Here is a 26,039-nt window from a genome sequence, read left to right as displayed (position 1 = left end):
GTTTACAGTTGCAACCTGAAAACTCAGTTCATCAGACACACTTCGCCCTGAGAATATCCATAATACTACAGGCGTAGAAACTAGGAATTTGCATTTTTCGTAATGCCTCATGACGCTGAGAAATCGCATGAATTAAGCTCTTCTATTAGTAGTGGTTTTTCTATTGAAAAAAGAAATACTGTAGTGCTAAAAGCTGTATTAGGTTGTGAATGTATTGATGACAAGGATAAACTTGTACCCACTACACGATAGAAATACCTTATATATATCTCGAAAAAAATAATTCCATAAGAAGTATAGTTTGGACAAACGAAATATTTTCTATCCATAGAGCTGTTGAATTAGTGTTAATCTTTATAATATCCATCATCGTTTTTCCCTATTCTTTTTTAAAAGAAAGATATATTTTCAAGAAGGTGAAATATGTAACAAAAAAACAAAGGCATGTATAAATTATTGCCTCCAGAGGGTTTTTTACAGAGAAGGTGAGTCCAATCAACGAAAAAAAAGATGCTATTGTTATCTTCAATATTTGTTCCGTACCACATAGTAAAATGGAATTTTTTCCAAGAATTAATATTGGCCTAATATTTAACTTAGAAGCCAATGCTATGCTTGGAATAAATAAAACAATTGTCATAATAAAATAACATGCATATCTTCCCTGTGATGATGAAAATGAATTAAATAAACTATATCCACCATAAAAATAAGAGTAAATAAAAAATAAAAAAGAAATGGTAATCAAGATATAATTACGTAGCCTTATTAAGACTGTTGAGTCATCAAGCCAGTTATTTATTAATTTTTTAGCTATTAATGCACCAAATGCGTAATATGGCAAATAATAAAATGCACTATCAATATTAAAAAATAAAGAAGGTATTTCATTCCACCACATTCCAATATTTATATATATATAAAAAGAAATAATAAAAATTAAAACATTACTTTTTAATACTCTAAAGAGAAAGGATTGATATAGAACAACCAAAAATAAACAAGGTAAAAACCAAAGAGAACCTGCAGGAATATTATTTCTGACACCAAGCAAACATAATTTAACCATCTCAAAAACTTCATGAGGGCTGGCACTATTTTGGATTGATATAATAATTACAGAAATAAAAGAAAAAATAAAATAAGGAATTAAAATTCCTTTGAAAGACTTATAAACTGAATTCATTAATTTTCTATTATTTTCCGTACTTGAAAAAAACAGTCCTGATATAAAAAAGAATAGAGGAACATGGAAAGAAAAAACAAAAGGATAAATATTTCCTGCTGATTGACCTAAGTGCCCAATATATATATAAAACATGCCTAAAAATTTTAATGAATCAACCCAATCGATTCGTTTATTGAGATGCATGGCTAATCCTTATTAAAAATATTATCTTGATTATTCAAATAAGCAGTGTTTATAAGTATGTGTTTGTTTTATGATTCAAATCAAAAGATAGCCCATCTTTCTGATGTATTATCTATAGGGAACCTCTAAAAACTTTTCACAGCCACAAAATTGAGTAAAATGTAGGCACAGTACATCTCTGCAAGGTAGCGCTGTCATGATACCGCCTCGTTCTGCTTTAAAAAAAGACAAGCTGGCATCCGAATATCACCGTCGAAAAATCGATGAATTAGGTGATCCGCTACTTGTTCTTGATAAGTATGTTGATTTCTCGGCACTGGCTGACACCATAGACCTTGTCGCGCCACGTATTATTTCTCCCAAAGGTGGACGCCCGCCATTCCCGACTGAGGTGATGGTTCGCATCATTATCCTGAAACATTTCCATAATCTTTCCGATGAAAAGATGGAATATCAATTGCTTGACCGAATGAGCTGGCAACGTTTTTGTCGCTTGACCGATGTCATTAATATTCCAGACCGTAACACGATTTGGTGTTTCGAAAAACGGATTGGCCAGGCAGGTGCCAGAGCGTTGTTTGAAGAGGCGAAGCATCAGCTTTCGACACAGGGATTCATTCCTAGAGGGGGTCAAATCATTGATGCCACGTTGATTCCAGTTCCTAAGCAGCACAATAAGAAGGAAGAGAATGAACAAATCCGTCAGGGTAAAACCCCGGATAACTGGACAGCAAACAAACGATGCCAGAAAGACACCGAGGCAACCTGGACGAAAAAGAACGGTAAAAGTTATTTTGGCTATAAACTGACCATTAATGTCGATACAAAATATAAAGTGATCCGCCACATCGCGACAGGAACCGCAGCTGTCCATGACAGCCAGTTTTTTGAAGCCGTTTTGGATCGGTCAAATACAAGTCGGGACATTTATGCTGATAAAGGGTATGCCAGCCAGATGCGTGAACGTGAGCTGAAGGAACAGGGCTATCGTGTTCATATTCAGAGGAAAGCGTCACGCAATAAGCCCTTATCAGACTGTCAGAAAGGCCGAAATAAGAAAATAGCGAAAACCCGGGCACGAGTAGAACATATCTTTGGCTCATTCTCTCAGATGGGTGAAAAATTTATCCGAACGATAGGCCAGCTGCGAGCCACTTTTGCGATGACTCTGAAGGCAACCTGCTATAATTTACAACGTTTGGTTTATTTTGGAAAATCCGGCATTCATGCCTTTTAATTCCGGTATGTGATGAAAAAGCGATGAGTTTATTTTTTCCCCTGAAAAAGCAAGAAAAAGTCATACACAATAAGGTCATTTATTGGTGAGTGCAAAATTGATCTTATTTTTTGTATTGAGAGTTTTTAGAGGTTCCCTATAGCATGTTCTATGAGTTTTGATATAACTCTCAACATCAACAACATTAAATAACCTTTGACACAATTCGTTATGGCTCATGTAAATGTTCTTGTACTAATGCAACCGCTTGTTTTGTATTGCTTCAGAGACAAAGAGATCTAAATAATCGTCTGAAAAGACAAAAAACTCCATTAGATTAATTTATAACACTATGAGTTTTTCACTTCTGCAAGTTGTTTACATATGTTACTGGTAGCCGATGTAACTGAGAACCGGTCATGTAATAACATCCATGCATTATTACCCAATCCTCTGCGATAATCTTTATTTGACAACAATAACTCAGCAGCACTTACTAACTTATCGTCTTCACCATTAATTAGTACCATTCCAGCATTAGCACCATTTATTACATCAGCTAAATCATTATCAGGATTAATACTCCCTAGGATAGGGACTTTATTAACCATATAACCCAGAATTTTACCTGGAAAGTTATGTGTTTTGTGAGAACGAGCTAAACTAAAGAGGCCCACATCAACTTCACATAATATATTTTTAAATTCTTCCTGTGCGACTGATGGTAAGTAAGTGGTGTTATTAAGATTAAATTTTGCAATCGTATTCTTAACTAAATCAACCTCATCTCCCTGTCCAATAAATAAAAAGTGGGCTTCCTTTCTATTTTTCAGTGCTTTAGCTAGACGCAAAAGATTATCCATATCTTGAGCTCGTCCAATATTACCACCATAAAAAAAGATCACTTTACCCGTTAATCCTAATTGATGGCGAATACCTTGATAAGATAACGGAAGCTGGGCCGGAACTGGTTTTGCCCAATTATAAAGAACGTCTACATGATTATGCCATTTATGTTGACAGAAAAACTCCAGATTCTTTTGAGACATTAAGCCAATAAAATCTGCAGCTTTATAATTAATATTTTCAAAAAATCTAAAGTACTTTGCTATTATAGATTTTTCTCTGAGCATGCCTTCGTCTATAACCCACTGCGGAAATATATCACGTAAAATAAGATACGATGGACAATTCCACAATGATTTTATCTTATTTACTAGTGGCCCAAAAAAAATAGAAGGAGAATAATAAATTACCCCATCAATCCTTTTAGATGCTAGCATATCCTTCAAATACCACCATGCACGAACAGACAAAAGCGATTCATTGAACGCTCTAACAACTTTGGATACATCTTTGATTCTTCCACCAGGAAACCGGAAAACTTGAATTCCATCAATAATGTCAGCCACTAAATGAGAGGATTTGTTATCCCCCTTTAAAGTAATAACGATAGGTTCATGCCCCTGGCACGCAAGCTCAAGAGCAAGTTCATGCATCATCTTGGCTGCAACTCGTGTGCTATGTGGCAAATAATCATCAACGATGAGTGCAAGCCGCATCAATACTCTCTCCAAACTACTCGTTTCACATAATCCGTATAACTGTGAATTATCCTAACCACTTTATCAGACACATTTGGCATGTTGTAGTCACTTACTTGACGCAACAAACGTTCATTTATCCTAGGCTGGCTGTCGAGGATAACCAATGCCTGCATGATTCTCTCAACCTCAAGACCAACCATCATCACCGCAGCTTCCTCCATACCTTCTGGTCGCTCATGTGCTTCACGCAAGTTAAGAGCCGGAAAATTGAGAATGGAGGATTCTTCGTTGATTGTCCCGCTGTCAGAGAGGACTGCTTTTGCTGTGAGTTGAAGTTTATTATAATCGGTAAACCCTAGCGGCTTGAGTAAGTGCACATGTTCGTTAAATTTGGCCCCTGCAGCGTCTACCCTTTTTTTAGTTCTAGGATGAGTTGAAACGATAACAGGCATATCGTAAGTCTCGGCAATAGTATTAAGCACCCGAACTAACTTGCTAAAGTTTTTATCAGAATCAATGTTTTCTTCTCTATGCGCACTGACAACAAAAAACTGTCCCACCTGTAAGTTCAGACGCTCCAATATATCTGATGACTCAATGCCGGCTCGATAGTACATCAGAACTTCATTCATCGGGCTTCCTGTCTTGATCACCATATCGGATGGCAATCCTTCACGCAGTAAATATTCCCGTGCGATTGAGCTATAAGTCAGATTAATATCAGCAGTATGATCAACTATTCGTCTGTTGATCTCTTCTGGCACACGCATGTCGAAACAACGATTACCAGCTTCCATATGAAATGTAGGGATCTTACGGCGTTTAGCAGGTAAAACAGACATACAACTGTTGGTGTCTCCCAGTACCAACATGGCATCGGGTTTTTCTTGTTCCAGCACACCATCCACTGCGATGATCACTTTACCAATAGTTTCGGCACCACTTACCCCCGCAGCATTCAGGAAATAATCAGGTTTGCGAATACCCAAGTCATCAAAAAAAATTTGGTTAAGCTCGTAATCATAATTTTGGCCTGTGTGTACAAAAATATGTTCACAATATTCATCCAGGCGGGCTATTACGCGGGAAAGACGTATAATTTCTGGCCGGGTTCCCACGATTGTCATTATTTTCAACTTTTTCATACTTACACCATATGTGCTACTGTGTCAGGACGCTCTTTATCAAAATTCTCATTGGCCCATAGCATCACTATAAGCTCATCATTTCCGACATTAGTAACATCATGTGACCAACCCGGAACTGTCTCTACAACCTCAGGGCTTTCACCTGATGTATATATTTCAAAAGTTTCATTTGTTACGATATGACGAAAGCCAAATCTAGCTTTACCTCTAATCACCAAAAATTTTTCACTCTTCACATGATGATAATGACCACCACGAATAACACCTGGATAAGCAGTAAAAAAAGAGAATTGACCAGAATCTTGGGTCTTTAGCATTTCAACAAAACATCCTCTGGCATCTTCGTGTTTTGCCAGAGAATAACTGAAATTATCAGGAGACATATAACTGATATAGGTTGCATAAAGCGCCCGAATAAATCCACCACCGACCCGCTCAGTTATTAACGATTCACGACTATCACGAAACTGATACAAATACTCAGCAATGACCCCAAGAGTAACCTTATAGATAGGATCCAATTCAATATGAATATGGTCTACCGGTCTATTCAACAAAACATCTACAAATGATGCTACAACTGTATCTATGTGAGCCAAGTTCAATTCAGTATCTGGGTCATTTATTGTAATTGGCAAACCACGACAAATATTATGGCAAAATGTAGCAACAACTGAGTTGTAGTTAGGTTTACACCATTTGCCAAATACATTAGGTAACCGATAAATGTAAATAGTATTACTTGTATCCATATAGAGGTTAAGTAAATGCATTTCCGCGCGTAACTTACTTCTACCGTAAGGGTTAGGTTGCTCAGCCTGAATAGACGAAGTCAAAACTATCGGTATATTTCTATTATATTTCTTTATTAAAGAGCAAAGTTGTTCCGTTAAATCTGCGTTTCCAGCAAAAAAATCACTTTCATTTTTTGGGCGATTTTCGCCAGCCAAGTGAAAAATAAAATCAGCTTGCCTAATTAATTCATCAAGACAGTCGAGATTGTGACTACGATTAAATTTTAGGGTCTCAATATCCGATAGTTCTGATAAACTGATACATAGATTTTTTCCAATGAATCCATCAGAACCAGTAACCAATACCTTCATAGATCAGGCCTCAGCTATCGCAGTTTCGCCACGGACAATTTTCTTAATAAAATCGAGTTTGAGTAGCAACTTTTTCATACCCTCAACATCGAGTCTCTGAGTGTTATGTGAGTTATAGTCTTCCAGCTCGCTAATGGTCTTATCTCCTTGGTCAAAATATTTTCCATAATTCAAATCCCGATTATCTGGCAGAATCCTGTAATAATTATCCATATCAATCGCACCAGCCATCTCTTCACGGCTTAATAGAACTTCATATAATTTTTCACCATGACGAGTACCAATGACATCAACCGGATAATCTGACTTTTGTAATAATTCGAGAATAGCCTTGGTTAATACGTCAATAGTAGCAGCAGGTGCTTTCTGAACAAATATATCCCCATTATCACCATGCTTAAATGCATACAATACTAAGTCCACAGCATCTTCTAATGTCATCATAAACCGAGTCATGTTAAGGTCTGTAACTGTGATAGGTTTTTCCGACTGTATAAGATCGATAAACAGCGGGATTACAGAACCTCGAGAAGCCATAACATTGCCATAACGCGTACCACATATTACTGTTTTGCTCGAATCCAGATTTCTTGATTTGGCAACCATGACTTTTTCCATCATGGCCTTAGAAATCCCCATTGCATTGATAGGATAAACAGCTTTATCTGTACTGAGACATACGACCTTAGAAACATTATTGGCGATGGCAGCTTCAAGAACATTTTCTGTACCAATAACATTAGTTTTAACCGCCTCCATTGGATAAAATTCACAAGACGGAACTTGTTTTAAGGCAGCAGCATGATAGATATAATCCACACCTCTGGTCGCATTCAGAATACTGAGATAATCCCTAACATCGCCTATGTAGAACTTAATTTTAGGACTATTATAGAGCTTGCGCATGTCATCCTGTTTCTTCTCATCTCGACTAAAGATTCGAATTTCACGCAGATCTGAATTCAGGAATCGCCTTAATACAGCATTGCCAAAAGAACCTGTACCGCCAGTAATTAATAAAGTCTTACCAGAAAACATTATACATCCTTAGATATTAAATTTTTGAAACAGATAATCCTGAATAACAGATCTCATCTTTCTGTAAGTTTGTAGGATAATTAATGAGTACAGCACGATACTTCCCCTTAAATACAAAAAGGCTACCCGCTGCAGCACCTACAACTCCGCATGTTTTCACTAGTTCAATGATATCCTGATGAGACCCAGCTCCTCCCAAAAAAGTCAAGGGAACATTGAGGGACGAACGCATTTGTTGTGCAAACTCCAAATCATAACCCTTCATCTCACCGTCACGCTCAACGGAGTTAATAACAATCTCGCCAGCACCAGCTTCCTGTAAAATTTTTGCAAATGAGATGGGTTCAATTTTGTGAGTTTTCTTGGCATTACAAGTACAGATTTCATAGCCTTTTTGAAAGAAACCTGATTTTTTTCTTACATCCAGTACTGCGACTACACTTTGTCGTCCAATCGCATCAGAAATCTTCTTAAGCAAGGAAGGATCGGAAACAGCCGCTGAACTAATTGAAACTTTCTCTACCCCTAAATCTATAATTCTTGATGCTTGCTCTGCAGTCGTAATTCCTCCACCATAACATAGAGGCATACGACATTCCGCAGCCAACTTGGCAATCAGCTCATAATTAGGCTCGACTCCGTTCACACTTGCATCAATGTCAAGCACAATGAGTTCGTCGGCTTCTTTCTCGTTGAAGATTTTAACAGCATTAATCGGATCACCGACATACTTGGGAGACTTAAAACCCAGTGTCTTAACTAGACCACCTTTATGTACTAACAAACAGGGGATGATTCTTGGTCGCAGCATTTCTACAATTCCGAAAAATTCTTAAGCAACTGAGCACCGAAACGATGGCTTTTTTCTGGGTGGCACTGTACACCATGAATGTTGCCAGAAGAGATTATACAATCAAAATCAAAACCATATCGTGCTGAAGCAGCAACATGTGAGGGGTTATCGCACTCAAAATAATAAGAATGCAAAAAATAAAACCGTGGAGACGATTCGAAGTTTTTAAACAAATGCCCTTCTGATTTGACTATTAGATCGTTCCATCCCATATGAGGCATTGGAAGAGACGCAGCTTGTGGATTAGAAGCAAAAGAACGGACCTGTCCTGGAATCCAATTAAGGCCTTGCAGTTTTCCCTCATCACTGCGTCCAGCAAGCATTTGCATACCGACACATATTCCGAGAACAGGGAGCTTTTTGCCTAACACAAGCTCCTCTAGAGCAGGACGCATGCCAGACTTATTAAACATCTCCATGGCATGATCAAAAGCACCCACCCCTGGGAGAATCAAATGAGTCGCATCCTGCAAATTAACCGCAGAATGAGCTCGTTCAGCTAATATACCAAGACGTTTGAACATATTCATAAACGCTTGAATATTACCCACGCCATAGTCAACGATACGGATCATCTAAAATACCTTCTCTCCAAGCCTAACCAACGCATTAGGTTAGCCCCCAAACCAATCAGCCAACGCTTATTGCGATAGTCTCGGTAGGTTTTCTTAGGTAATTCAAAAATCTGTTGCAATTCATCAACAGTCAGATCCAGTTTATGCGCAACGAACTCAAACTCTTGTCGCAAGAAATGTTCATCCATCTCAGGACGAGATATCCGCTCCAGAGCTTCATCCCGAGTCATCTGCCCAGTCAAAATCAAACTGGAGAAGTGGGCACGTCGTTTATGGTAACCAAAACGGCGTGGCAACCAATAATCCTCATAGAAACGAGTAAAACGTGATTCATGATGTTTATGCTGAAAACGCTGCCAACCAAAACGTTGTTCAAGCTCATCCTCAGCTTGTTTTTTGGTGAAGGGAACAAGATTAAGTGGATGATGCACCTTCATACCTAATATCTTCTGGTAGAACACTTTGTAAACCAGAATGTCGGTTAAAGGAAAAGATTCAAGTGGTATTTTTCCAAACTGACGATGAATATCGTTAAACAACCAGGTATCAATACCTAGGTACCCTCCCCACTCTTCCGGCTCACGGCAGCATTCGGTAGAGAAATTAGAACCGGTAATAATGTGTTTAATGCCATACTGGCGGGCAAATTTGTATAATCCAGAGAAGAAGGCTGCATCCTGTACCAGATCCTGATCGGGAATGCCAGAGTGTAGGAATGCCACCTGAAGATCTTTCATCTCTTCCCAGTTCACCACTTCAGTGTAGAGTTCCAAACCAAGCCCATCGATCAATTTCTCAATGTTACCAACTGCCTGATCGGTATTCCAGCCTGCATCCACATGAAATAAAAGAGGTTTTAGCCCCATTTTTTCCTTGGCTACGTAGGCAGCATAAGAGCTATCAAGCCCCCCAGAAAGGCCAATAATACAGTCGAAGTCATGTCCTTTACTATCAGCCTTGATACGCTCAGCCATGGACATTAGCTCAGAGTAGCCTTTTTCATCAGTATGCCAGTTTGGCAGAATGGTCAATTCATAGTTATTGCAATAGTCACAACACCCGTGATCATCGAAGGTAATATTCGGATCAGAGGTGTCCATTATGCAATGGGAGCAGATTTTGTATTCATTTTCGCTCATTATTTTTCACTTCTTTCTCAATTAAATTTACAATATTTAAACATGCGCTTTCAGAGATCGTAGAAAGATCATGAAATAAAACCTTAGTTCCTATATTTTCGTATTCATACGCTAGAGTAGATGCATAAGAAACAACTAAATCCACATCGGGAAAAAATTGAGAGTCATTAATAAAGATCCAATCCATACCCTTTGCGTTTCTTGAAGCTGGTGCCTTAGGATGCTCTTTATAATAAGCAATAATATTTAGTTCTGATAAAGAATAGTAAATTTTTACTTGTATATCTTCGCAATGGGAGTGCCCGATAAACAAAATGCTGAATTTATCATTATAGATTTTCGTTGTATTTAATTTCATTCCCATACAGCGTTTTATAATTTCTCTGTCCTTTCTATTTCTAATAATTTTATTAAGAAAAATTTTTGACTCAATCTCATCATAAGTTACCAACTCAGAAACTGAGTGCAAGCGAGTGTAAAGCTTAAAATGAGCGTTTTCAGGTAATAAGAGTCCTTTGAGAGAGCCATGCTGTATCAGTGTCAAGTTTGTTTTTTTGCTAAGACACAATCTATCCATCAAAACCGCCCAACGATCAAAATGCTCCGTTGTAATAAATTCTCCATTAAGTTTATCGAGTGCTAACCTAGTACAGAACCATTTGGATGCAGTATAAGTTTGTAAAATCCATTTTATGTTTAATGGATTGCTAATAAAAACCGGTAAAGTTGCAGCAGACAGAATATAAGCTTTAAAGTAATCAGAAAATGTTAGTATTTTTTTTATAGAGACATAATTTATATTATCAAGTTTCCTGAATTGTATCCAAGGTAATGTTACTAATGTAATATTTGAAAAAGGTTCATACATACTTTGTATAGATTCAACACTCTTAGAACAAAAAACAATATAATACTTTTTAGAAACGTCATTTATCCCTCCCTGTTCTGGTAATTCCTGTGGTACTATACATTTTTCCTTTAGAAGTAGACAGCGTAATATATCAAAAAGATAAAATATTAAAGCACCACCAAATACCCATAGTAAAAATCCAACCCAGAAAAAAAAGTGCATTAAAACTCTATTTCTTAACCACATTGTAATCCATTTACTAATTCTGGGAATGTATGGTAATCGATTATAATATGCTCGTCTTAGTCTATTATCTATTGCTATTTCGTTTTTAGTGGCTGCTATATATTCGTGAATAAAGGTTCTAAATCTAGACATTTATTGCTACCTTTCCAAATTTTATATGATTAACCTCGTTCCCTTTTTTCTTAAAAAGAAAATAACCTATTGAAATAAAAAATATCTGATTCATAGGAAATGAATTAATAAAAGATCCAGAGAGCCCAGAAATAATTAAATAATAAAAAACAATTTTCCAGGCACTAATATCTTTGGAAGGTTTCCTCCAGTGCATGTATGATTTTACATGTAAGAATATAAAACAGAAAAATAAAAATACAAAACCAACTAAACCAAACATGTTTAAAATAACGAGATAGACATTATCTTGTATGAATTTTATTCTTTTATCTGTAAAATCCGGGAGAAGTAAATCAATATCTAAACTAGAAATGTAATAGATAAAATTTTGCACTCTAATGTCTGCAGTATAAATATCTAATCCTCTATGTTGGTTTTCAATATCACCATTAATAACAATCCCATATCCCAATAACTGAAAAAACAAGAAAAATATTCCTAAAACGAAAAGGAATGGTATATATCCTCTTATATTTTGACTAGCCTTATCCTTCATAAATAACGAAAGAAAAAATATAATAAATAATGATACCCACGCAGTTCTTGAACCACTAGCAACTAGGGTAAAGGTAGAAAGACCAAGTGATAATAGTGTAATTATACTTTTATTTATTCCTATTGAGAATATTAATAAGATGATAGCACCTGCATACAATCCACTATTGTTTGGGTTAAATAATGAAGAAATAGAACGAATACCTCCTGTGGCACGCCAGTAAGAAGACATCTGATCATAAAATACTGTTATTTCAAGTATAGAGAAAAAACCAATAAGAATACCACTAAATATGAAAATACGATTAATGCTATCAATTCTCTCATAAAAAAGAGGAAGTAAAAGACAGAATGAGCACATACTCCCTATTATTAGCATTGTTGTCGAAAATAATGTTATATGCTCATTAGAAATGATGAATGAAAAAAGAGAAAAAGAGTAAAAGAGTAAAGATAAAAGAATTAATTTATAACTGCGAGATATAAAACAAAGAAATAAAGATATTAAGAAACATACTATGTACTTGACCAACTTATGCAATAAATTTTCTTCTACGAATGTTCTTGTTATTCCTGTAAGTAAGGCATCCACATAATAAACTGAAGATATAATGATCCAGGAGCATACTATGAAATAAAGAAAATTTTTAACGTTTATTCTCATTCTATAGCCTTATTCTCTTTATTTATATTCATAAAGCACCACTTGATATAATAAACTAGGGAGTAAAATTTCAATAACCTAAAAATTAATCGACTTAATTGCATGATAATAAAAAAAACCTTTCCAAGCAAGCAGAAAAATAAAACTGATTGTCATGGATAAAGGAATAAGCATTACGTTTCCTATTTGAATTGATGCCCAAGATAGCAAAATAAATACAATTAATGCTACAACCTGACTATATATGATATGCTTATCTTCTCTCAATGCATATAGCCCCATATGAGGTATTAGACTAAAACAAAACACGATTGTAGCAAGAAGCAAAGCACCTAACATGTTCACATGCTCTAAATAAGCTGTATCAGAAAGCCATCCTAGTAGAATATTACCAAGTAACCAACAAGACAATGATAATATAAGGGTGGTCACTATAACTTTCAGTGAAAATGCCCACATCTCTTTTTTAAATTCATCTATTCTACCTGCTCCAGCCAAAGATGTAAGCTTAGGAAATGAGAAAGTAATAACGATAGTATCAAGAAAAGATTGTACTGCAGATGCCATATTCGCAAATAATACGTAGACCCCTAACCACTCCAGTCCTGCTATTGATTCAATAAAGAATCGGTCAAAAGTGAAGATTCCCCGTATTGCGACAGAAGCAATTAACATAGGAAATGCAAGCAATACTCCTTTTCTAATCCAATACCAATCGATATTTCTAAAAACTGAAATCTTATCGTAGCGATATATGTACACTCCCCCAATCAAACATGCCAAAAGTGTTCCTACTAGCCACATCGATAAGATTGTCTCAAGACAACGATAATCAGGGAAAAACCACATAGTCACAATAACAATCCAACACCATAGTCCTTGCCGTATAAACAGAATAAAACTTGCCAATAGTTGACTCTGAGCAGATATCAAGATTCGATTTATTTCCTGGGCTATGTGCTCAAATAAGAGAATTGAACAAAACCACCAGATGTATCGATATGGCAACACGTTAAAATAAAATATTATTAATATAAAAGGAATAGATACACCATATACTATTAAGTAATACACAAATTGATCGCGTATCATTCCTAGCCATTCACTTTTTGGCTGAGTGATCATCTCTCTAGTACTATAAGTATAGAATTCAGAACCAACAATAAATATTGTATACCCGATTACTGCACTAATTAATCCATAAAGACCAAGCTCTGAAATAGATAGTAACTTTGCCAGCAATATAATCAGTAAAAATTTACTAAAAAGTGTTAGTGTTCTTAGAGATATACTTAGTATATAATACAATTCAGTTTTCACCTATAATTTAATCTATATCTACTGTGAAAATATACTTAGATAAAAGCCAACCTACTTTCAATAGGAGCTCATTCCAGCTACGGGTTCCTTCCACTATCCAGCTATGTGCTTTAAATTCACTGTTCCCCCTGGCCGAATCACACTCCTCCTTTCTGGATTGAATATATCATGTTTCTTTAACAACAATTTCAGCCATCCCTAGGGCCGGGGTTCCCAGTCTGGTAGTCTGTAAGGCGACAGAACACCCTCTACCAATCTGATATCATGAGTATTGGCACATCAACCGCCAAAGCAAGCAGTAAACCTTTTCCGTCCGTGAGTAAACTGTATTTTACTCCATGTTTACCCCAGTCTGTCGGGTTTTCACCCGTTTTTTTGTCCCAGCTAGTGGGGCTTTCATTTGGCAACCATTTAACACCAGCATGACCAATTGATGATCCTCTCACTAGCCGAGTAATCCATATTTGCCAAAAATATTCGTATATCCTTGCAGCGACTCGTTTCTGAAAACGCTGATGGGCAGAACTTGAGGAACGAATTACGGTGGCATTGCGCAAATTCCACTGGCAGCTGGTTCTTAATACAAAGAAGATGACATTCACCGCTGCGCGGTTATTGACTCGGCACCGGTGACGTCCGAGAGAATGATAGGGTTGATGAATTAGGAAGCATAGGTTCTATTTTTGCCCAAAGTTCGTCGGAGATGAGCCAGGGATTATGAGGTGTTTCTTTCATGGTCAAATAAAAGTAAAAATTGATGATAGCCTATTATATACAATTCCTATTGGGATAGATTATTAAGAATAATAAAATGAATTACTAAATAAAAGGAGTAAGAATCAAAATTAAAAATACCTTTGTTATTAAAAACCTCCTTATTACAGTAATAAATACCAAAACAATTACTAATATAAATGCTGCTATTGCTCTCAAAACCATTAAAAAAACAGGAGTATATATACTGGAACCTTTTTATGTTCATTCTTTTCTTATAGCAATATTACAGATCATAAAATTTCTTATAATGCTTCGGATCATTCCATAGGAATTCTTTGATTATCTTAATTGCCATCCTTAAGGAATCTTTCTTCAAATATGGATTAATTGATGACGTAATAATATTTAGGAGTTCGGGCGATTGACTTTGATATATTGCATTTATAATGTCATCTTTGTTGCATTTAACATCGATTACAGAGCACCCTCGCACTCTCCCCTTTTGTCTATCTCCAATATTTATTGTAGGGATTTTTAATGTCGGTACTTCTATCAATCCAGACGAAGAATTACCAATAAGTCCTTTTGAATGAATATTCAATGCTAAATATTCTTCTGGAGCTACGGATTTTAAATATCGAGAGTTTGTTATTTTACAAAATTTAACAATCTCAGTAGAGATCTCATTTGAGCCAGTATCAGAATTAGAGCCAATAAAAATGAAACCATATCTTTCAGTAAACTCAATTAGAGCTGATAACAACTCCATCACTTGGTCTATTAACGGTATAGTTGTAAGCGTCTCTGGATGAAATACCACCATAAAATAAGGCTTGTTAAGACTGCCAAATTTATCTTCCAATTCATCTTTCGATGGTAAGGACATTGATAAGCTATTTTCTGCTCCTAATGCTCCAATATTAAACACTGTACTAGGGTGCTCTCCCATTTGAATGATTCTGTTTCTATACTCTTCAGTTGAGGCAAGGTGCAGTCTGCTCATTTTTGTTATAGCATGGCGAATGAATTCATCATAATTCCCTAATGTTTGTTCACCACCATGTAGATGGATAATTGGTAAATTATGCATTGCAGCAGCAATGGCCACAGAAAATATTTCATATCGATCACCTAATAACATTACGGCATCATAATGATGAGTATGAAAATACTTACCAAACTCTTCCTGACATATTGACATTGCTTTTAAAATAGCAGCGTTATTTTCAGTATTGATGTTTATGTCAATCAACTTTTCTATTTCGAAGCCGTCATTTTTTATAACCTTATAAGTTAAACCATAATTTTCGTCACAATGCATTCCTGTAGCGATAATACTCAACTCAATATCAGCGTCCTCCCTCATTTTTATGAGGAGACGTTTCATTATTCCATATTCTGCTCTGGAACCAGTGACATATAATACTTTTTTCATACAATATATTTCTCTAACTCTTTTTCTAACTGTTCGTAACCTGTTTGAGTCAAATGCAAGCCATCATAAGTATAATATTGGTTTAAATTTTTATATTTATCATAAAATTCTTCACTTAATTCAATAAAAACAGCATCCTTAAGATTATTCTTCAGATATTCATTTAATTCTCTTATGACCTGGTTACTTCTATCTATTCTTCCTCTGACTGGAGGTACTGAAATTAAGTATATTTTTATCATAGGACTATTTGTCTTTATATAGTCTGATATTTCATGAATCCAATTAAGAGTATCTCTACATTTCCAGTTATCAAGCACAATGTCATTTGTTCCTGAAAATATAAACACATAATCACCAAAATTTTTAATTAATTTTTTATTAATGATATAGTCGAGGTATTCCTTTGTATTTATACCGGCGATTCCTAGGTTATTTATCTTAAGATAACTTAGTTTTTCTATAGGCCAATAATCGAAGATAGAATGTCCTATAAAAGTTATTGGACAATGATGCTGCTGCATCAAGTGTTTCTTTTCTTCAATTCGATCACGAATTTTTTTTTGAAGAGTTTCGTTTTTTTTAGATTGAGTCGCTATTGCGATAGCAAATTCAAAATCTAATTTATCATCAATGTCAACTGAATCTTTCTTACTCATAATATAAGCAAAACTATCTTTTCCAAAAAATTGTTTTTTCTCTAAATAGTTACTTTTATTTGCTATAAAGATAGCGCCGTTAGGCGTGTATTCTTTTCTATTCTGACGCCGATAATTACTATAATCAGACTCAAAAAACTTTAAACTTAAGTCATTATCGATGGGTTTAATCAAGTCTGAGCTTTTTTCACTTTCTTTAACTGAAACAAGGAAATTTGCTTTTTGATTATTCTCAAAAAAATTTATTGCTTCTTTTATATGTGTATCATTTCTAAAAGGTGACGTTGGTTGCAGAAGTACAAAATAATCAAAATCATTTATTTTACTTAGAACGTCTTCTATCACCATATAGGTTGTTGCTGTATCAGAAGATAATTCTTCACTGCGAATAATAACCTCTGCACCATATTTTTCTGCTATATCTTTATACTCATAAGAATCAGTTGAAACGATAACTCTATCAAATATTGCTGAATTTATTGCAGCTTCAATGGTATAAGCTATCAAAGGCTTATCTAATAGCATTAAAATATTTTTGTTACGTAAACCTTTAGAACCAGAACGAGCAGGGATAATTGCAATTTTCTTTTGCATATTTCTATACCTCTTGTGCACTAAACCCTGTATGTTCAATTAACTCATCTTCGCTAAAATCTTTTTCTGCAACTTCTCCTAAGATATCGTACCAAAACATTGGGCTAATCCCATTCCCTGGCCTCTTAGTTGTTATATTATCCACTGTAAATACTTCACCTTTCTTTATTGCTGATTTAGCAACAATAGATTTTCTAGCGACAATTTTATTTTTTCTTTCTGAATTTGTTACTATTTTATCAAATGTACCCAATGCTTTTTCTACTGCTCTAATTCCGTCACAGAGTAATTTCAATTCATCAGGTGTTACCGACGCTTTATGATCCGGCCCTGAAAAATTTTTATTTAATGTGAAATGTTTTTCTATAAATGTTATTCCATATGGAACGGCAGCTATACCCGCAAAATAACCAGGAGAATGATCAGAAAACCCTATTTTATAACCTCTAAAAGTTTCCTTTAAACCAGAGATAGCGTTTAGATTTACATCTTCAAAAGGAGTTGGATATTCAGTATTACAATGAAGTATAGTTATATCCTCTTTATGAATTCCATTATTAGTTAGAACTGCCAATGCCATTTTGATTTCGTCAATGACTGCCATTCCGGTTGAAATAACTATTTGTTTTTGACGAATCGGTAGCCTAGCTATTTTCTCCAAGTACGGTAGGTTTAATAGTTCACCAGAGGGTATCTTCCACATTTTCTGATTTCTGCTATGTAGAAAATCAATTGAGTCAAAGTCGAAAGGCGTAGAAAAGACATCTAGTCCTACTTCTTTTGCGTACTCTTCTAATTTAATGAACTCATCATATGGTAGTTCTAATTTTCGCGTCATTTCTAATTGCGATTCATCACTACCGGTGACTTTTATTTGATACTCGGCTTTCGGCGCAAATTTTGAAATTAACTGGTCTGCTTTAAATGTTTGAAACTTTACTGCATTAACCCCTGCTTTTTTTGCTTCATCTACCATTTTTTTTGCAAGTGAAAAGTCACCATTATGATTACATCCAATTTCTGCAACAATATAAATATTATTCATCATTTATTTCTCTAATTAATCTTGTTGGTGAACCTGCTACAACGACATTATTCGGTATATGCCTTATAACCACAGAACCAGATCCTATTACTGAGTTATTGCCAATAGTTATTTGTCCATTAACAACTGTACAACTTCCTATGAATGTTTTAGTACCAACAGTTACATCACCATTAAGTACTACATTAGTTGAAATATTACAGCAGCAACCAATACTATTTCCATGCTCAATTAGTGATCTAGTATTAATAACCACACCATCACCAATACAAGTATCGGGATTGATAATACACATCTTACCTATGTATACCCCTATCCCCAATTTTGTGCTACTAGAAACAATCGCTGTTGGATCTATGATATTTATGAGACTTAGTCCTTTACTCATAATCAAATTAAAAAAATGGAGCCTAATTTTAGGATCTCCTATCCCTATAAAATAATTATAATTCATGGACTCATCTACTTTATTTATATCATTACCTAAAATGGGGTACCCTTGATGACTTCCAACTTTGAAAGTATCTATAAAACCAATGAGTTCGTATTTTTTCCTATCTAAGCTGTCTATTATTGATTTAGAAAATCCACCAGCTCCGATTATTATTAGTTTCTTTTTAATCATAGATGATATTCTTATAGCATTGCTGCTTTTTTTAAATGCCTGAAAGGAACGGCAGGAAGGATGGGTGGAACCGTATGACCAACTTTAGCCCATTTAGTCCTGTGAGGGATTCAAGTAAAAGAGTTTTGCTTATCTGGTGACTATTTTTAGTAATTAGCTTGGTCCCCAAGCCATGCATATTTGGTCAGATAACATTCTTTCTTACCGGTTTTTCACGCTATTCCTACCAGTTGGCCGACATACACTAAGCTCACTAGAATGAATAGCACTGCCAGTCTGTTATGGTTCTTTTTCCAGATCCCGGTAGCGGGTCGGGAAATATTATGAAGCGTATCCTGCAAGGACTTTAGTAAGATGACGTGCACTCATTGCTGCTTTTCAACCCCGTTTGAAATGTTTGAGTGTTATTTAGCAAGTTAACTGCATATACTACCAGATGGCAATTCTGCGGCATTTCTTCGCTGAATACGACAATCATCCTCTTTAACATTTCCACACCTAAATAGCTTTCCATAATACCGATACATTTGTGCCTTTTGTTTTCTTTTTTGAACAATGTTGGTTCTGTAGCCTATCTCACTAATTTTACGGATCGCTTAGATGAAAAGACTGTATGTCTTGGTACACAAAGGTTGGTTGGAAGTGGAGCATAATTATGAAATCTTATTTAGTCTCCAATGCAATTTATTCTCAATATACCAATGCTCTCTGACAGCTCTGGTAAACTGTTCTGTACTGAGTTTTACTGAGCTATAGTATACTCTCTTCCTTGATGTTGAATTTCCCTCTCTGAGAGAGACAACAGCTCTTATGGTTTTTAACTCTGGTCATTCAAATGAAAAAAAAGCGGGAATTTCACTGGCAGCAAATAGTCAGCCTCTTTATCGATAATCTCTTGAGCAATATTTCTCTGACAATCTATTGTATCTATCAGATTCCACTTTATTCATAATTTAATCAAAGATAAGTTCGTTGCGAAATTCTCTTGACCATGTACGTAGTTCTCCGGCGTTTTGATGCCTGACTGTCTTTAAGTCTCGTTAATGCAATCCGATTAAATAATGTCATATGTGCAGCCTTATCAGGATCTTTAGGGATAATTTATCTTCCCTAAAAGTGACATCCAGCAACCAATGAAGTTTATTTTCAATCCCCCAGTGCTGTTTGATCGTTTTTGTTGCTGCTTCAGCATCCAGCGGTAATGAGCTGACATACCAAGTTGCTCTGTGCGACCATTCCCTTATTTTCGCAGTAAATTCAATTGATTAATCGTTATTGTGATGGCTTGCAAAATGAGATTTAACAAACTTATGAAACTGTTTTTGATTGCCTTTTATTGTGAGTTTCTGTCTGACAATGCAGAACATCCAGAGTGACGATAGCCCCATCAAGGGCAAGTGATTCAATGAGTTTGGCTTTTACCTTAGTTTTCTATCGTCTGTTGGTATAACGCGATACCAGAACCGGCATCATAGGTGTTGACGACATGAAGTGCTTGAACCACTGTGCCTTTATCATAAAATAATTATACTATATTTTGATTTGATTAATATTTAAGGGTATGCCTAAAAAATGATTTTTTAATTAAATAGATACGTGATTTATTTAAACCATTTATTATTTTTTGCATCTCTATGTTTAGGTAGATCGTTGGTATCAAGCCTTGGGATTAATAATCTATGATTGGAATTAATATTGGCGATATCTACTTGTGTAGTAAATGCTATTTTGCATCCCATTTTTCCTAACTTATTAACTACATTATCACTAGAAGACCCATATGGATAGCATGCAGTCCAATTTTGATTATCTGCGCCTATTGTGTTAAGGAAATGTAGAGATAATTCTATTTCTTGGTTAAGTTCACTGTCAGTTAATTTATTCCACCAGTAGTGATCATATCCGTGAGCTCCTACATGCATCCCGTCATTAATCATATGTTCTAATTGAAATTTATTCATGTATAGTTCTTTGCTGAACGATTTTTCATCAATTTCAACATAATATTTGAAGAGATGATCGCAAATTCTATTTCTGATAGGCTCTGGTAGTGCGACTTGTAATAACCTTTTTATAAAAATAGTATTTGCAGAGTCGAATCTATTGGCAATAGCTAGTTCGGAGTAGTATTCGTCAAAATTTTTTATATTATGATTTTTCCTCTCTTTCTCTAATAGAATTTTTATATGATTTATAATCTTGGAAAGATCTTTACAAGAGGAAAGAATGAAATGAAGCTTATTAACATCAAGGATTATATTTTCAGTTATAGCTTTAGCAGGAGCATAGAAGCATCCTTGAATATTATTCTTTTTAAGGACTGGATAAACATTAATAAAGTGGTCACTATAGGCATCATCAAAGGTTAGTAAAATTGCGTGATTTGGTAGTTTTTCTCCGCTTTCAAAAGAATGAATAGCTTGTTCTATAGTAATAGGAGTATAGTTCTTTTTTATATATGCAACTTGCTCTAAAAACAAGTCAAATTCTAATCCTTTTATTCCAGGGTAACGGGAATCATGAATTCTTCTTACATAGTGGTACATAACGACAGTTAGGTCACTCATCATACATCCTTTTTATAAAGAGTTGGTCTATCAAGATCAGCATCTTGTTTAGTAATGTGTAATTTTCCAGTATCAAGAAGGATATTAATGTTTTTACTAGACCATAAAATTAAAGACGTAGTTGCTGGTTCTCTAACTTCTATAGGATGGAATAAATGAGGAAATTTAAAAAAATCATCGTCTAATGTTGAGAACCACCCATTACATTTTAATTCTGAAACTAGAGATGAATTTGTTGCATATATGTCAATAGCATCTGCTGCATTGATTTTAGCTATGTCAGCTATAAATGAAATGCCAGCAGAATAAGCTTGTTTATCGCCAAAAATATCTAAGCAATGAGCCATAATAAGGCCATCTATATTACGATCTATCCGATAGGCAACAAAGCATTTTGTTTTATTTTCGGCTTCTATGATAACATATTCATATTTGAAATATGGGTGTTCATTATATCGCCAATATATGTCATCGTGAGTTCTGGAAAACGAATTATAGTTTTTGGAGAATTCTTTATATAAATTATTTATATCATCTTTAGAGAAATCAAGTATGTTATAGTTTACTTTTTTTAATTGTCCTTTTGCATATTTTTTCGCGAGAGGATCAATTGTAGTCAGTGAGGAAATATTATCCCAGCTTATAACATGAACATATCTTGGAATTGATTTTATATATTTAAATCCGTTTCTAATATATACAGGCAATGCAGTTTGAGATATTCCCATTCCAATCATAACTGAATATTTATTTTTTAAATATTCAATCATTTTAGGCCCACACCCTTTATTACGATGAGATTCAGCAATAACCCAAGTCGTTAATTCAGCCCCTTTTTCTATAGCTCCATCAAGGACAAAATCCCGTTCATTTAATCCCATTATGCCAACGACTTTATCATAATCTATCGCAACACAACAGTTATCGATGCTCTTATTACATGGATTATTAATGAATTGCCAAATGTAAAAATCTTCATTAGTCAATATAATTGGCCTTGACCAATGCTTTTTGTAGAAATCGCAAATCATTTTTATTGTAATATTTAATTCACTGGCACTTCCGATAACAACAGCCATAATTTAAATTCCATATAATCTATTAATGTTAATTCTAGCTAGATTGATAGTATATTGTTCCTATCCCAATGGATTTTATTCTAGACAATTAATCCACATGCCAAGTGTAGCATTGCTTTATAATTTTCTAGGTGTTTAGCTCCAACATTTGATGGTACGATAATTTCCATTCAGTCGAAGGAGCAGTTACGGGACAGATTTTACACCGGTGTGCCACAACGACTGAGGCAATGCGTCGAGCAATACAAAGTAGTCTAGAAAGTCTAAAAGTCCTTGTTGAACGCTATCATATTAGTCCGAAGACTGTGGCTGAATGGGAAAAATGGGCGTCAGTAAATGACTTACCTACAGGCCCCTTGTGCCAAAATCGACGGTACTGTCTGAAGCAGAAGAAGCCAGTATTGTTGAATTCTGAAAGTGAGCATTGCTGCCTTTAGATGATTGTTTATATGCTTTGCCGCTATCAATTAAACATTTAACTCGTTCCTCATTGCACCGCTGCCTTCAGCGCTATGGCATTTCCAGATTGCTGGAAATGAAGGGAAATAAACTAAACCCGTGGCACAAAAAAATTCAAACGTTGTCCTATCGGGTATTTTTATATCGATATCGCTGAAGTTCGAACTGTTGAGGGAAAATTGAATCTCTTTGTCGCAATGGATAGAACCAGTAAGTTTGTTTATGTTGAATTGAAAGCCAAGGCCGGAAAATTAAATGCTGCCCAATTTCTAGAGAACTTACTCAAAATAATCCCTTATCACATTCATACTATTCTGACAGATAACGGATGCCAATTTACCAACCCGGAAAAAGATATCTATGCCTAAATGAATATCTTTGACAGGGCATGTAAACCCAACGCGATAGAGCACCGTTTGACAAAAATCAAATCCCCTTGGACTAATGGGTGGGGGGAACGTATGAACCGGACCCTCAAAGAAGCAACTGTCAAACGTTACCACTATGATACACATCAACAATTAGAAATTCATTTGGGTGACTTTGTATTGGTATACAATTTTGCAAGACGGTTAAAGACCCTTGGGGGTTAACACCCTATGAATATATTTGCAAACAATAGACTCTTGAACCAGAAAGATTCACTATGAACCCTATCCATCAAATGTTGGGACTAAACACCTAGTTTCTTCTCTCAGCGCATCAGTATTCGCCGAAAGCGATTCATCCAGCTAATCAGCTATGCGTCTTTTCCTACATCCAACGATGTGCTTTAAATTCGTTACCCTGCTTTTCTTCATAACTTTTTTGCTCAAAGTTCGTCAGGTATTGGTCATTGGCTACAAGATGTTTTTTCATAATTCAATAAAATCGTGCCTAACAATATATACCCGCTTAACTTGAAGATGCAGTATTCATAACCTGGAAGTTGTCATTAATACGGCACGACAGGTTCCCGGCCAGTTCCGGTAATATTTCCGTAAAAAAGCGATGTATTGCCTGCTTGAACAAGGTCGTCGAGGCGAAATACACCTATTGTTATAGGGTATAATCTGGTGCCGGAACCACCGGCTAGAATGATGCCTTTCATATTAATTTGGCCAATCTATTTATATTATTACTGATTTAGGTTAATTGTATGGTTAGCCATTAAATGAGGTTATTTAATGATTTTTGCTTAAGCATGTAGGAATTTTCTTATATATACAGATGAAAAACCTGAGTCAGTATGTTAATAACCATTAAATAAAGCTACCGCACTAGGTTGTTGGCTCCCAGAACGCCTATAGGATTCTATAATCTTATCTATTGTGTTGATTTTCCAGTACTTTTGTCTGTCGTAACAAAAAGTAATGGGGGATAAGATTTTGTAACTATTTTGGGGGAGAGTAAACTGTAAGCTTCCCCGGGTCAAGCTTAATACGCTGCTTGTTTAATTAATTGATAAAATAAGGCTGCTAATCAGGGGTTTTGATGGTTTTTTGTTGGAATCGTTCCTGTGATTGGATTTGAGGTTATTTACTGGGTGAGAGTCAAGTTCGGTAGACTTAAGAAGGATTCAGTTAGCTGTTTAATTAAATAAAGGTGTGAAAATGTTATTTTTTCTGATCAGTGGGGTTATTTTGAAGGGTCTTAGATAATACAATATTTTTATTGAGTTCTTTCTCATATATTATAAAACCTATGTTTCTCCTGTGTTTTTAGAGTATAGCCATTCAGATCGGTACATTAAGAAGGCATTTCCTCCATTCAATGTTGTCCACAATGATAGTCCGCTATTTATACTTCCTATTTTCTAGAATATTGGTTAACTTTAACCCCATTACATTGTGAAGAAATTCTTTATAATTGCACTCACTTGAGGTCCAATATTAATTTTTTGATATTACGGGGATTGATGGCGGTTAAGAATGATCCTAAAGAAACACCTATACACAGGATTAATAATTTTATGGAGATGGATTCATTTAGAAGGAAGTAGGCAAAGAATATTGCCCAAACGGTGTAGGTGATGTTTAAAGCCATCGCTCGAATAGGTTGGAGTATGCTGATTGCTCGATAGTAGAAGAGGTATGATACGGTCGTTGTCAGTGAAGTTATTAGTAGCAGGCTGGATAGTGTGAAACTTGAGAAGATATCTATTACATTAGGCAGAGAGAATATGAAGGCTATGATAAGGATAATATAACCTACCGAAGAGGAGAGTTGTCTTATAAAATAGGCGATGTCAGCAGGTATATTGTTGTTCATTCCGTAGGAGCTGATAACAACTTCAGATCCCCAGCCCAGTGCACAGATAAAGGCAAACAGGAATCCTGTCCAATTAGATATTGTTTGCGTTGTTGTTGAATAGCCTAGTATTATGGTGCATACAACGGTTAATATTAAACCTAATGTTCCTATAAGGTGAATTCTGTCTTTAAATAGACAGAATGATATTAGAGAACCAATGGCAGGATAAGTTGCAGCGATAATTGCTGTATAGCCAACACCAATATGTTGAATGGCCAGGATATAACAAGACATGCCTATTGGGCCACCCAACATAGCTGCCAGTACGATTATCCAATATTTTTTATTCTTAGTGATGGCGATTATTACCCGATATTTATTCTGATATAGCAGATATATAAACATGTATACACATGAAATTAGGTCATTCAGGAAGGCAATAATGATAGGAATAATAAAGTAAGAGGAAAGAGTGTTGTTTTTTAATAAAATAGCTAAAAGAACACCGGTGAGTCCCCAAAAAACACCAGAGAACAGTCCATAGGCATTTGCTGTTATTTTACGGTTGGTAACCATAGCTATTTTGATACTTTTTCATAAAGTTATAGGCTCGTACTAAGAGGTCAATTCCATAATTTTTATTTTCCTTTTTTGAGAGAAAAACTGAAGGAAGTATAATGCATATGATATATCTAATAATGAGATTCTATTGGATTGTTATTTTAATTTTTTGAATTATATGATTTTTAATGACTCGTATATTAAAAATTTCATAGGGTTGTTGTTTATCCAGATAACCAATATAACTTTCAGCTGAATTCATTGAGTCTCCTCACAGATGCAGTGTGTGAGCTGGTATAGCCATTTCCTTCAGTGATTAATAT

The 26,039-nt window shown here is 35.3% G+C and carries 19 protein-coding genes and 5 pseudogenes; 2 read left to right on the top strand and 22 right to left on the bottom strand.

Annotation, left to right across the window (positions count from 1 at the left end; all coding sequences use genetic code 11):
- Nucleotides 1-379 precede the first annotated feature (379 nt).
- Complete coding sequence (locus VY86_RS07685; RefSeq protein WP_046974525.1) at nucleotides 380-1,372, bottom strand: acyltransferase family protein; 993 nt, start codon at nucleotides 1,370-1,372, stop codon at nucleotides 380-382.
- Between the two features lie 199 nt (nucleotides 1,373-1,571).
- On the opposite strand from VY86_RS07685, the gene VY86_RS07680 reads away from it, so the two are divergent.
- Nucleotides 1,572-2,609, top strand: a complete 1,038-nt coding sequence (locus VY86_RS07680) for an IS5 family transposase (protein WP_046976644.1) — start codon at nucleotides 1,572-1,574, stop codon at nucleotides 2,607-2,609.
- Between the two features lie 329 nt (nucleotides 2,610-2,938).
- On the opposite strand, the gene VY86_RS07675 is transcribed toward VY86_RS07680, so the two are convergent.
- The 18 genes and pseudogenes from VY86_RS07675 to VY86_RS07595 form a co-directional block, all read right to left on the bottom strand.
- Nucleotides 2,939-4,150 carry a glycosyltransferase family 4 protein gene (locus VY86_RS07675; protein ID WP_046974524.1) on the bottom strand — a complete coding sequence of 404 codons (1,212 nt, stop codon included), beginning with the start codon at nucleotides 4,148-4,150 and terminating at the stop codon, nucleotides 2,939-2,941.
- Nucleotides 4,150-5,280 (bottom strand): non-hydrolyzing UDP-N-acetylglucosamine 2-epimerase, encoded by a 1,131-nt coding sequence (wecB, locus tag VY86_RS07670; protein WP_046974523.1) that lies wholly within the window; start codon nucleotides 5,278-5,280, stop codon nucleotides 4,150-4,152. The genes VY86_RS07675 and wecB overlap by 1 nt, the downstream gene beginning before the upstream one ends.
- Before the next feature lie 2 nt (nucleotides 5,281-5,282).
- Nucleotides 5,283-6,389, bottom strand: a complete 1,107-nt coding sequence (gene wbjC, locus VY86_RS07665; protein WP_046974522.1) for a UDP-2-acetamido-2,6-beta-L-arabino-hexul-4-ose reductase — start codon at nucleotides 6,387-6,389, stop codon at nucleotides 5,283-5,285.
- Between the two features lie 3 nt (nucleotides 6,390-6,392).
- On the bottom strand, nucleotides 6,393-7,427 hold the full coding sequence (locus tag VY86_RS07660; RefSeq protein WP_046974521.1) for a polysaccharide biosynthesis protein: 1,035 nt from the start codon (nucleotides 7,425-7,427) through the stop codon (nucleotides 6,393-6,395).
- Between the two features lie 16 nt (nucleotides 7,428-7,443).
- Nucleotides 7,444-8,238 (bottom strand): AglZ/HisF2 family acetamidino modification protein, encoded by a 795-nt coding sequence (locus VY86_RS07655; protein ID WP_046974520.1) that lies wholly within the window; start codon nucleotides 8,236-8,238, stop codon nucleotides 7,444-7,446.
- A 2-nt stretch (nucleotides 8,239-8,240) separates the two neighbouring features.
- Complete coding sequence (gene hisH / locus VY86_RS07650; RefSeq protein WP_046974519.1) at nucleotides 8,241-8,855, bottom strand: imidazole glycerol phosphate synthase subunit HisH; 615 nt, start codon at nucleotides 8,853-8,855, stop codon at nucleotides 8,241-8,243.
- Nucleotides 8,852-9,994, bottom strand: a complete 1,143-nt coding sequence (locus VY86_RS07645; protein ID WP_046974518.1) for an N-acetyl sugar amidotransferase — start codon at nucleotides 9,992-9,994, stop codon at nucleotides 8,852-8,854. Before VY86_RS07645 ends, hisH begins: the two co-directional genes overlap by 4 nt.
- A complete protein-coding gene (locus VY86_RS07640) occupies nucleotides 9,981-11,222 on the bottom strand; it encodes a hypothetical protein (RefSeq protein WP_046974517.1) in 1,242 nt (413 codons plus the stop codon). Before VY86_RS07640 ends, VY86_RS07645 begins: the two co-directional genes overlap by 14 nt.
- The gene (locus tag VY86_RS07635) at nucleotides 11,215-12,120 is read right to left on the bottom strand and encodes an O-antigen polymerase (RefSeq protein ID WP_158019924.1); all 906 of its coding nucleotides are present in this window, start codon (nucleotides 12,118-12,120) and stop codon (nucleotides 11,215-11,217) included. The genes VY86_RS07640 and VY86_RS07635 overlap by 8 nt, the downstream gene beginning before the upstream one ends.
- 381 nt (nucleotides 12,121-12,501) lie before the next feature.
- Nucleotides 12,502-13,743 (bottom strand): oligosaccharide flippase family protein, encoded by a 1,242-nt coding sequence (locus VY86_RS07630; protein WP_046974515.1) that lies wholly within the window; start codon nucleotides 13,741-13,743, stop codon nucleotides 12,502-12,504.
- A gap of 73 nt (nucleotides 13,744-13,816) precedes the next feature.
- Nucleotides 13,817-14,478, bottom strand: a pseudogene (locus VY86_RS25735) (transposase); the annotation flags it as partial.
- 265 nt (nucleotides 14,479-14,743) lie between these two features.
- Complete coding sequence (gene neuC, locus VY86_RS07620) at nucleotides 14,744-15,895, bottom strand: UDP-N-acetylglucosamine 2-epimerase (RefSeq protein ID WP_046974513.1); 1,152 nt, start codon at nucleotides 15,893-15,895, stop codon at nucleotides 14,744-14,746.
- Nucleotides 15,892-17,148, bottom strand: a complete 1,257-nt coding sequence (locus VY86_RS07615) for a cytidylyltransferase domain-containing protein (RefSeq protein WP_046974512.1) — start codon at nucleotides 17,146-17,148, stop codon at nucleotides 15,892-15,894. The genes neuC and VY86_RS07615 overlap by 4 nt, the downstream gene beginning before the upstream one ends.
- Before the next feature lie 4 nt (nucleotides 17,149-17,152).
- On the bottom strand, nucleotides 17,153-18,193 hold the full coding sequence (neuB, locus tag VY86_RS07610; protein ID WP_046976756.1) for an N-acetylneuraminate synthase: 1,041 nt from the start codon (nucleotides 18,191-18,193) through the stop codon (nucleotides 17,153-17,155).
- Nucleotides 18,186-18,815 (bottom strand): acetyltransferase, encoded by a 630-nt coding sequence (locus tag VY86_RS07605; RefSeq protein ID WP_193386983.1) that lies wholly within the window; start codon nucleotides 18,813-18,815, stop codon nucleotides 18,186-18,188. Before VY86_RS07605 ends, neuB begins: the two co-directional genes overlap by 8 nt.
- A 956-nt stretch (nucleotides 18,816-19,771) precedes the next feature.
- A pseudogene (locus tag VY86_RS25730) lies at nucleotides 19,772-20,280 on the bottom strand (ISAs1 family transposase); the annotation flags it as partial.
- Between the two features lie 139 nt (nucleotides 20,281-20,419).
- Nucleotides 20,420-21,385, bottom strand: a complete 966-nt coding sequence (locus VY86_RS07600; RefSeq protein ID WP_228940120.1) for a polysaccharide deacetylase family protein — start codon at nucleotides 21,383-21,385, stop codon at nucleotides 20,420-20,422.
- Nucleotides 21,385-22,464: a GNAT family N-acetyltransferase gene (locus VY86_RS07595; RefSeq protein WP_046974509.1), complete on the bottom strand. Its 1,080-nt coding sequence runs from the start codon at nucleotides 22,462-22,464 to the stop codon at nucleotides 21,385-21,387. Before VY86_RS07595 ends, VY86_RS07600 begins: the two co-directional genes overlap by 1 nt.
- Before the next feature lie 230 nt (nucleotides 22,465-22,694).
- On the opposite strand from VY86_RS07595, the pseudogene VY86_RS07590 reads away from it, so the two are divergent.
- A pseudogene (locus tag VY86_RS07590) lies at nucleotides 22,695-23,608 on the top strand (IS481 family transposase).
- A 209-nt stretch (nucleotides 23,609-23,817) separates the two neighbouring features.
- Here VY86_RS07590 and VY86_RS24575 read toward each other — a convergent pair.
- The 3 genes and pseudogenes from VY86_RS24575 to VY86_RS07585 all read right to left on the bottom strand — a co-directional run.
- Nucleotides 23,818-23,952: pseudogene (locus VY86_RS24575) on the bottom strand (IS630 family transposase); the annotation flags it as partial.
- Nucleotides 23,951-24,013, bottom strand: a pseudogene (locus tag VY86_RS24570) (sugar phosphate nucleotidyltransferase); the annotation flags it as partial. The pseudogenes VY86_RS24575 and VY86_RS24570, both read right to left, overlap by 2 nt.
- A gap of 764 nt (nucleotides 24,014-24,777) precedes the next feature.
- Nucleotides 24,778-25,731, bottom strand: a complete 954-nt coding sequence (locus VY86_RS07585; RefSeq protein ID WP_228940119.1) for a DMT family transporter — start codon at nucleotides 25,729-25,731, stop codon at nucleotides 24,778-24,780.
- Nucleotides 25,732-26,039: the final 308 nt, after the last annotated feature.

Origin of the sequence: Photorhabdus thracensis (assembly GCF_001010285.1) — a bacterium.
GTDB lineage: Bacteria > Pseudomonadota > Gammaproteobacteria > Enterobacterales > Enterobacteriaceae > Photorhabdus > Photorhabdus temperata.
The sequence above is the reverse complement of the archived record's forward strand: the minus strand, read 5'-3'. Positions and strand labels throughout refer to the sequence as shown.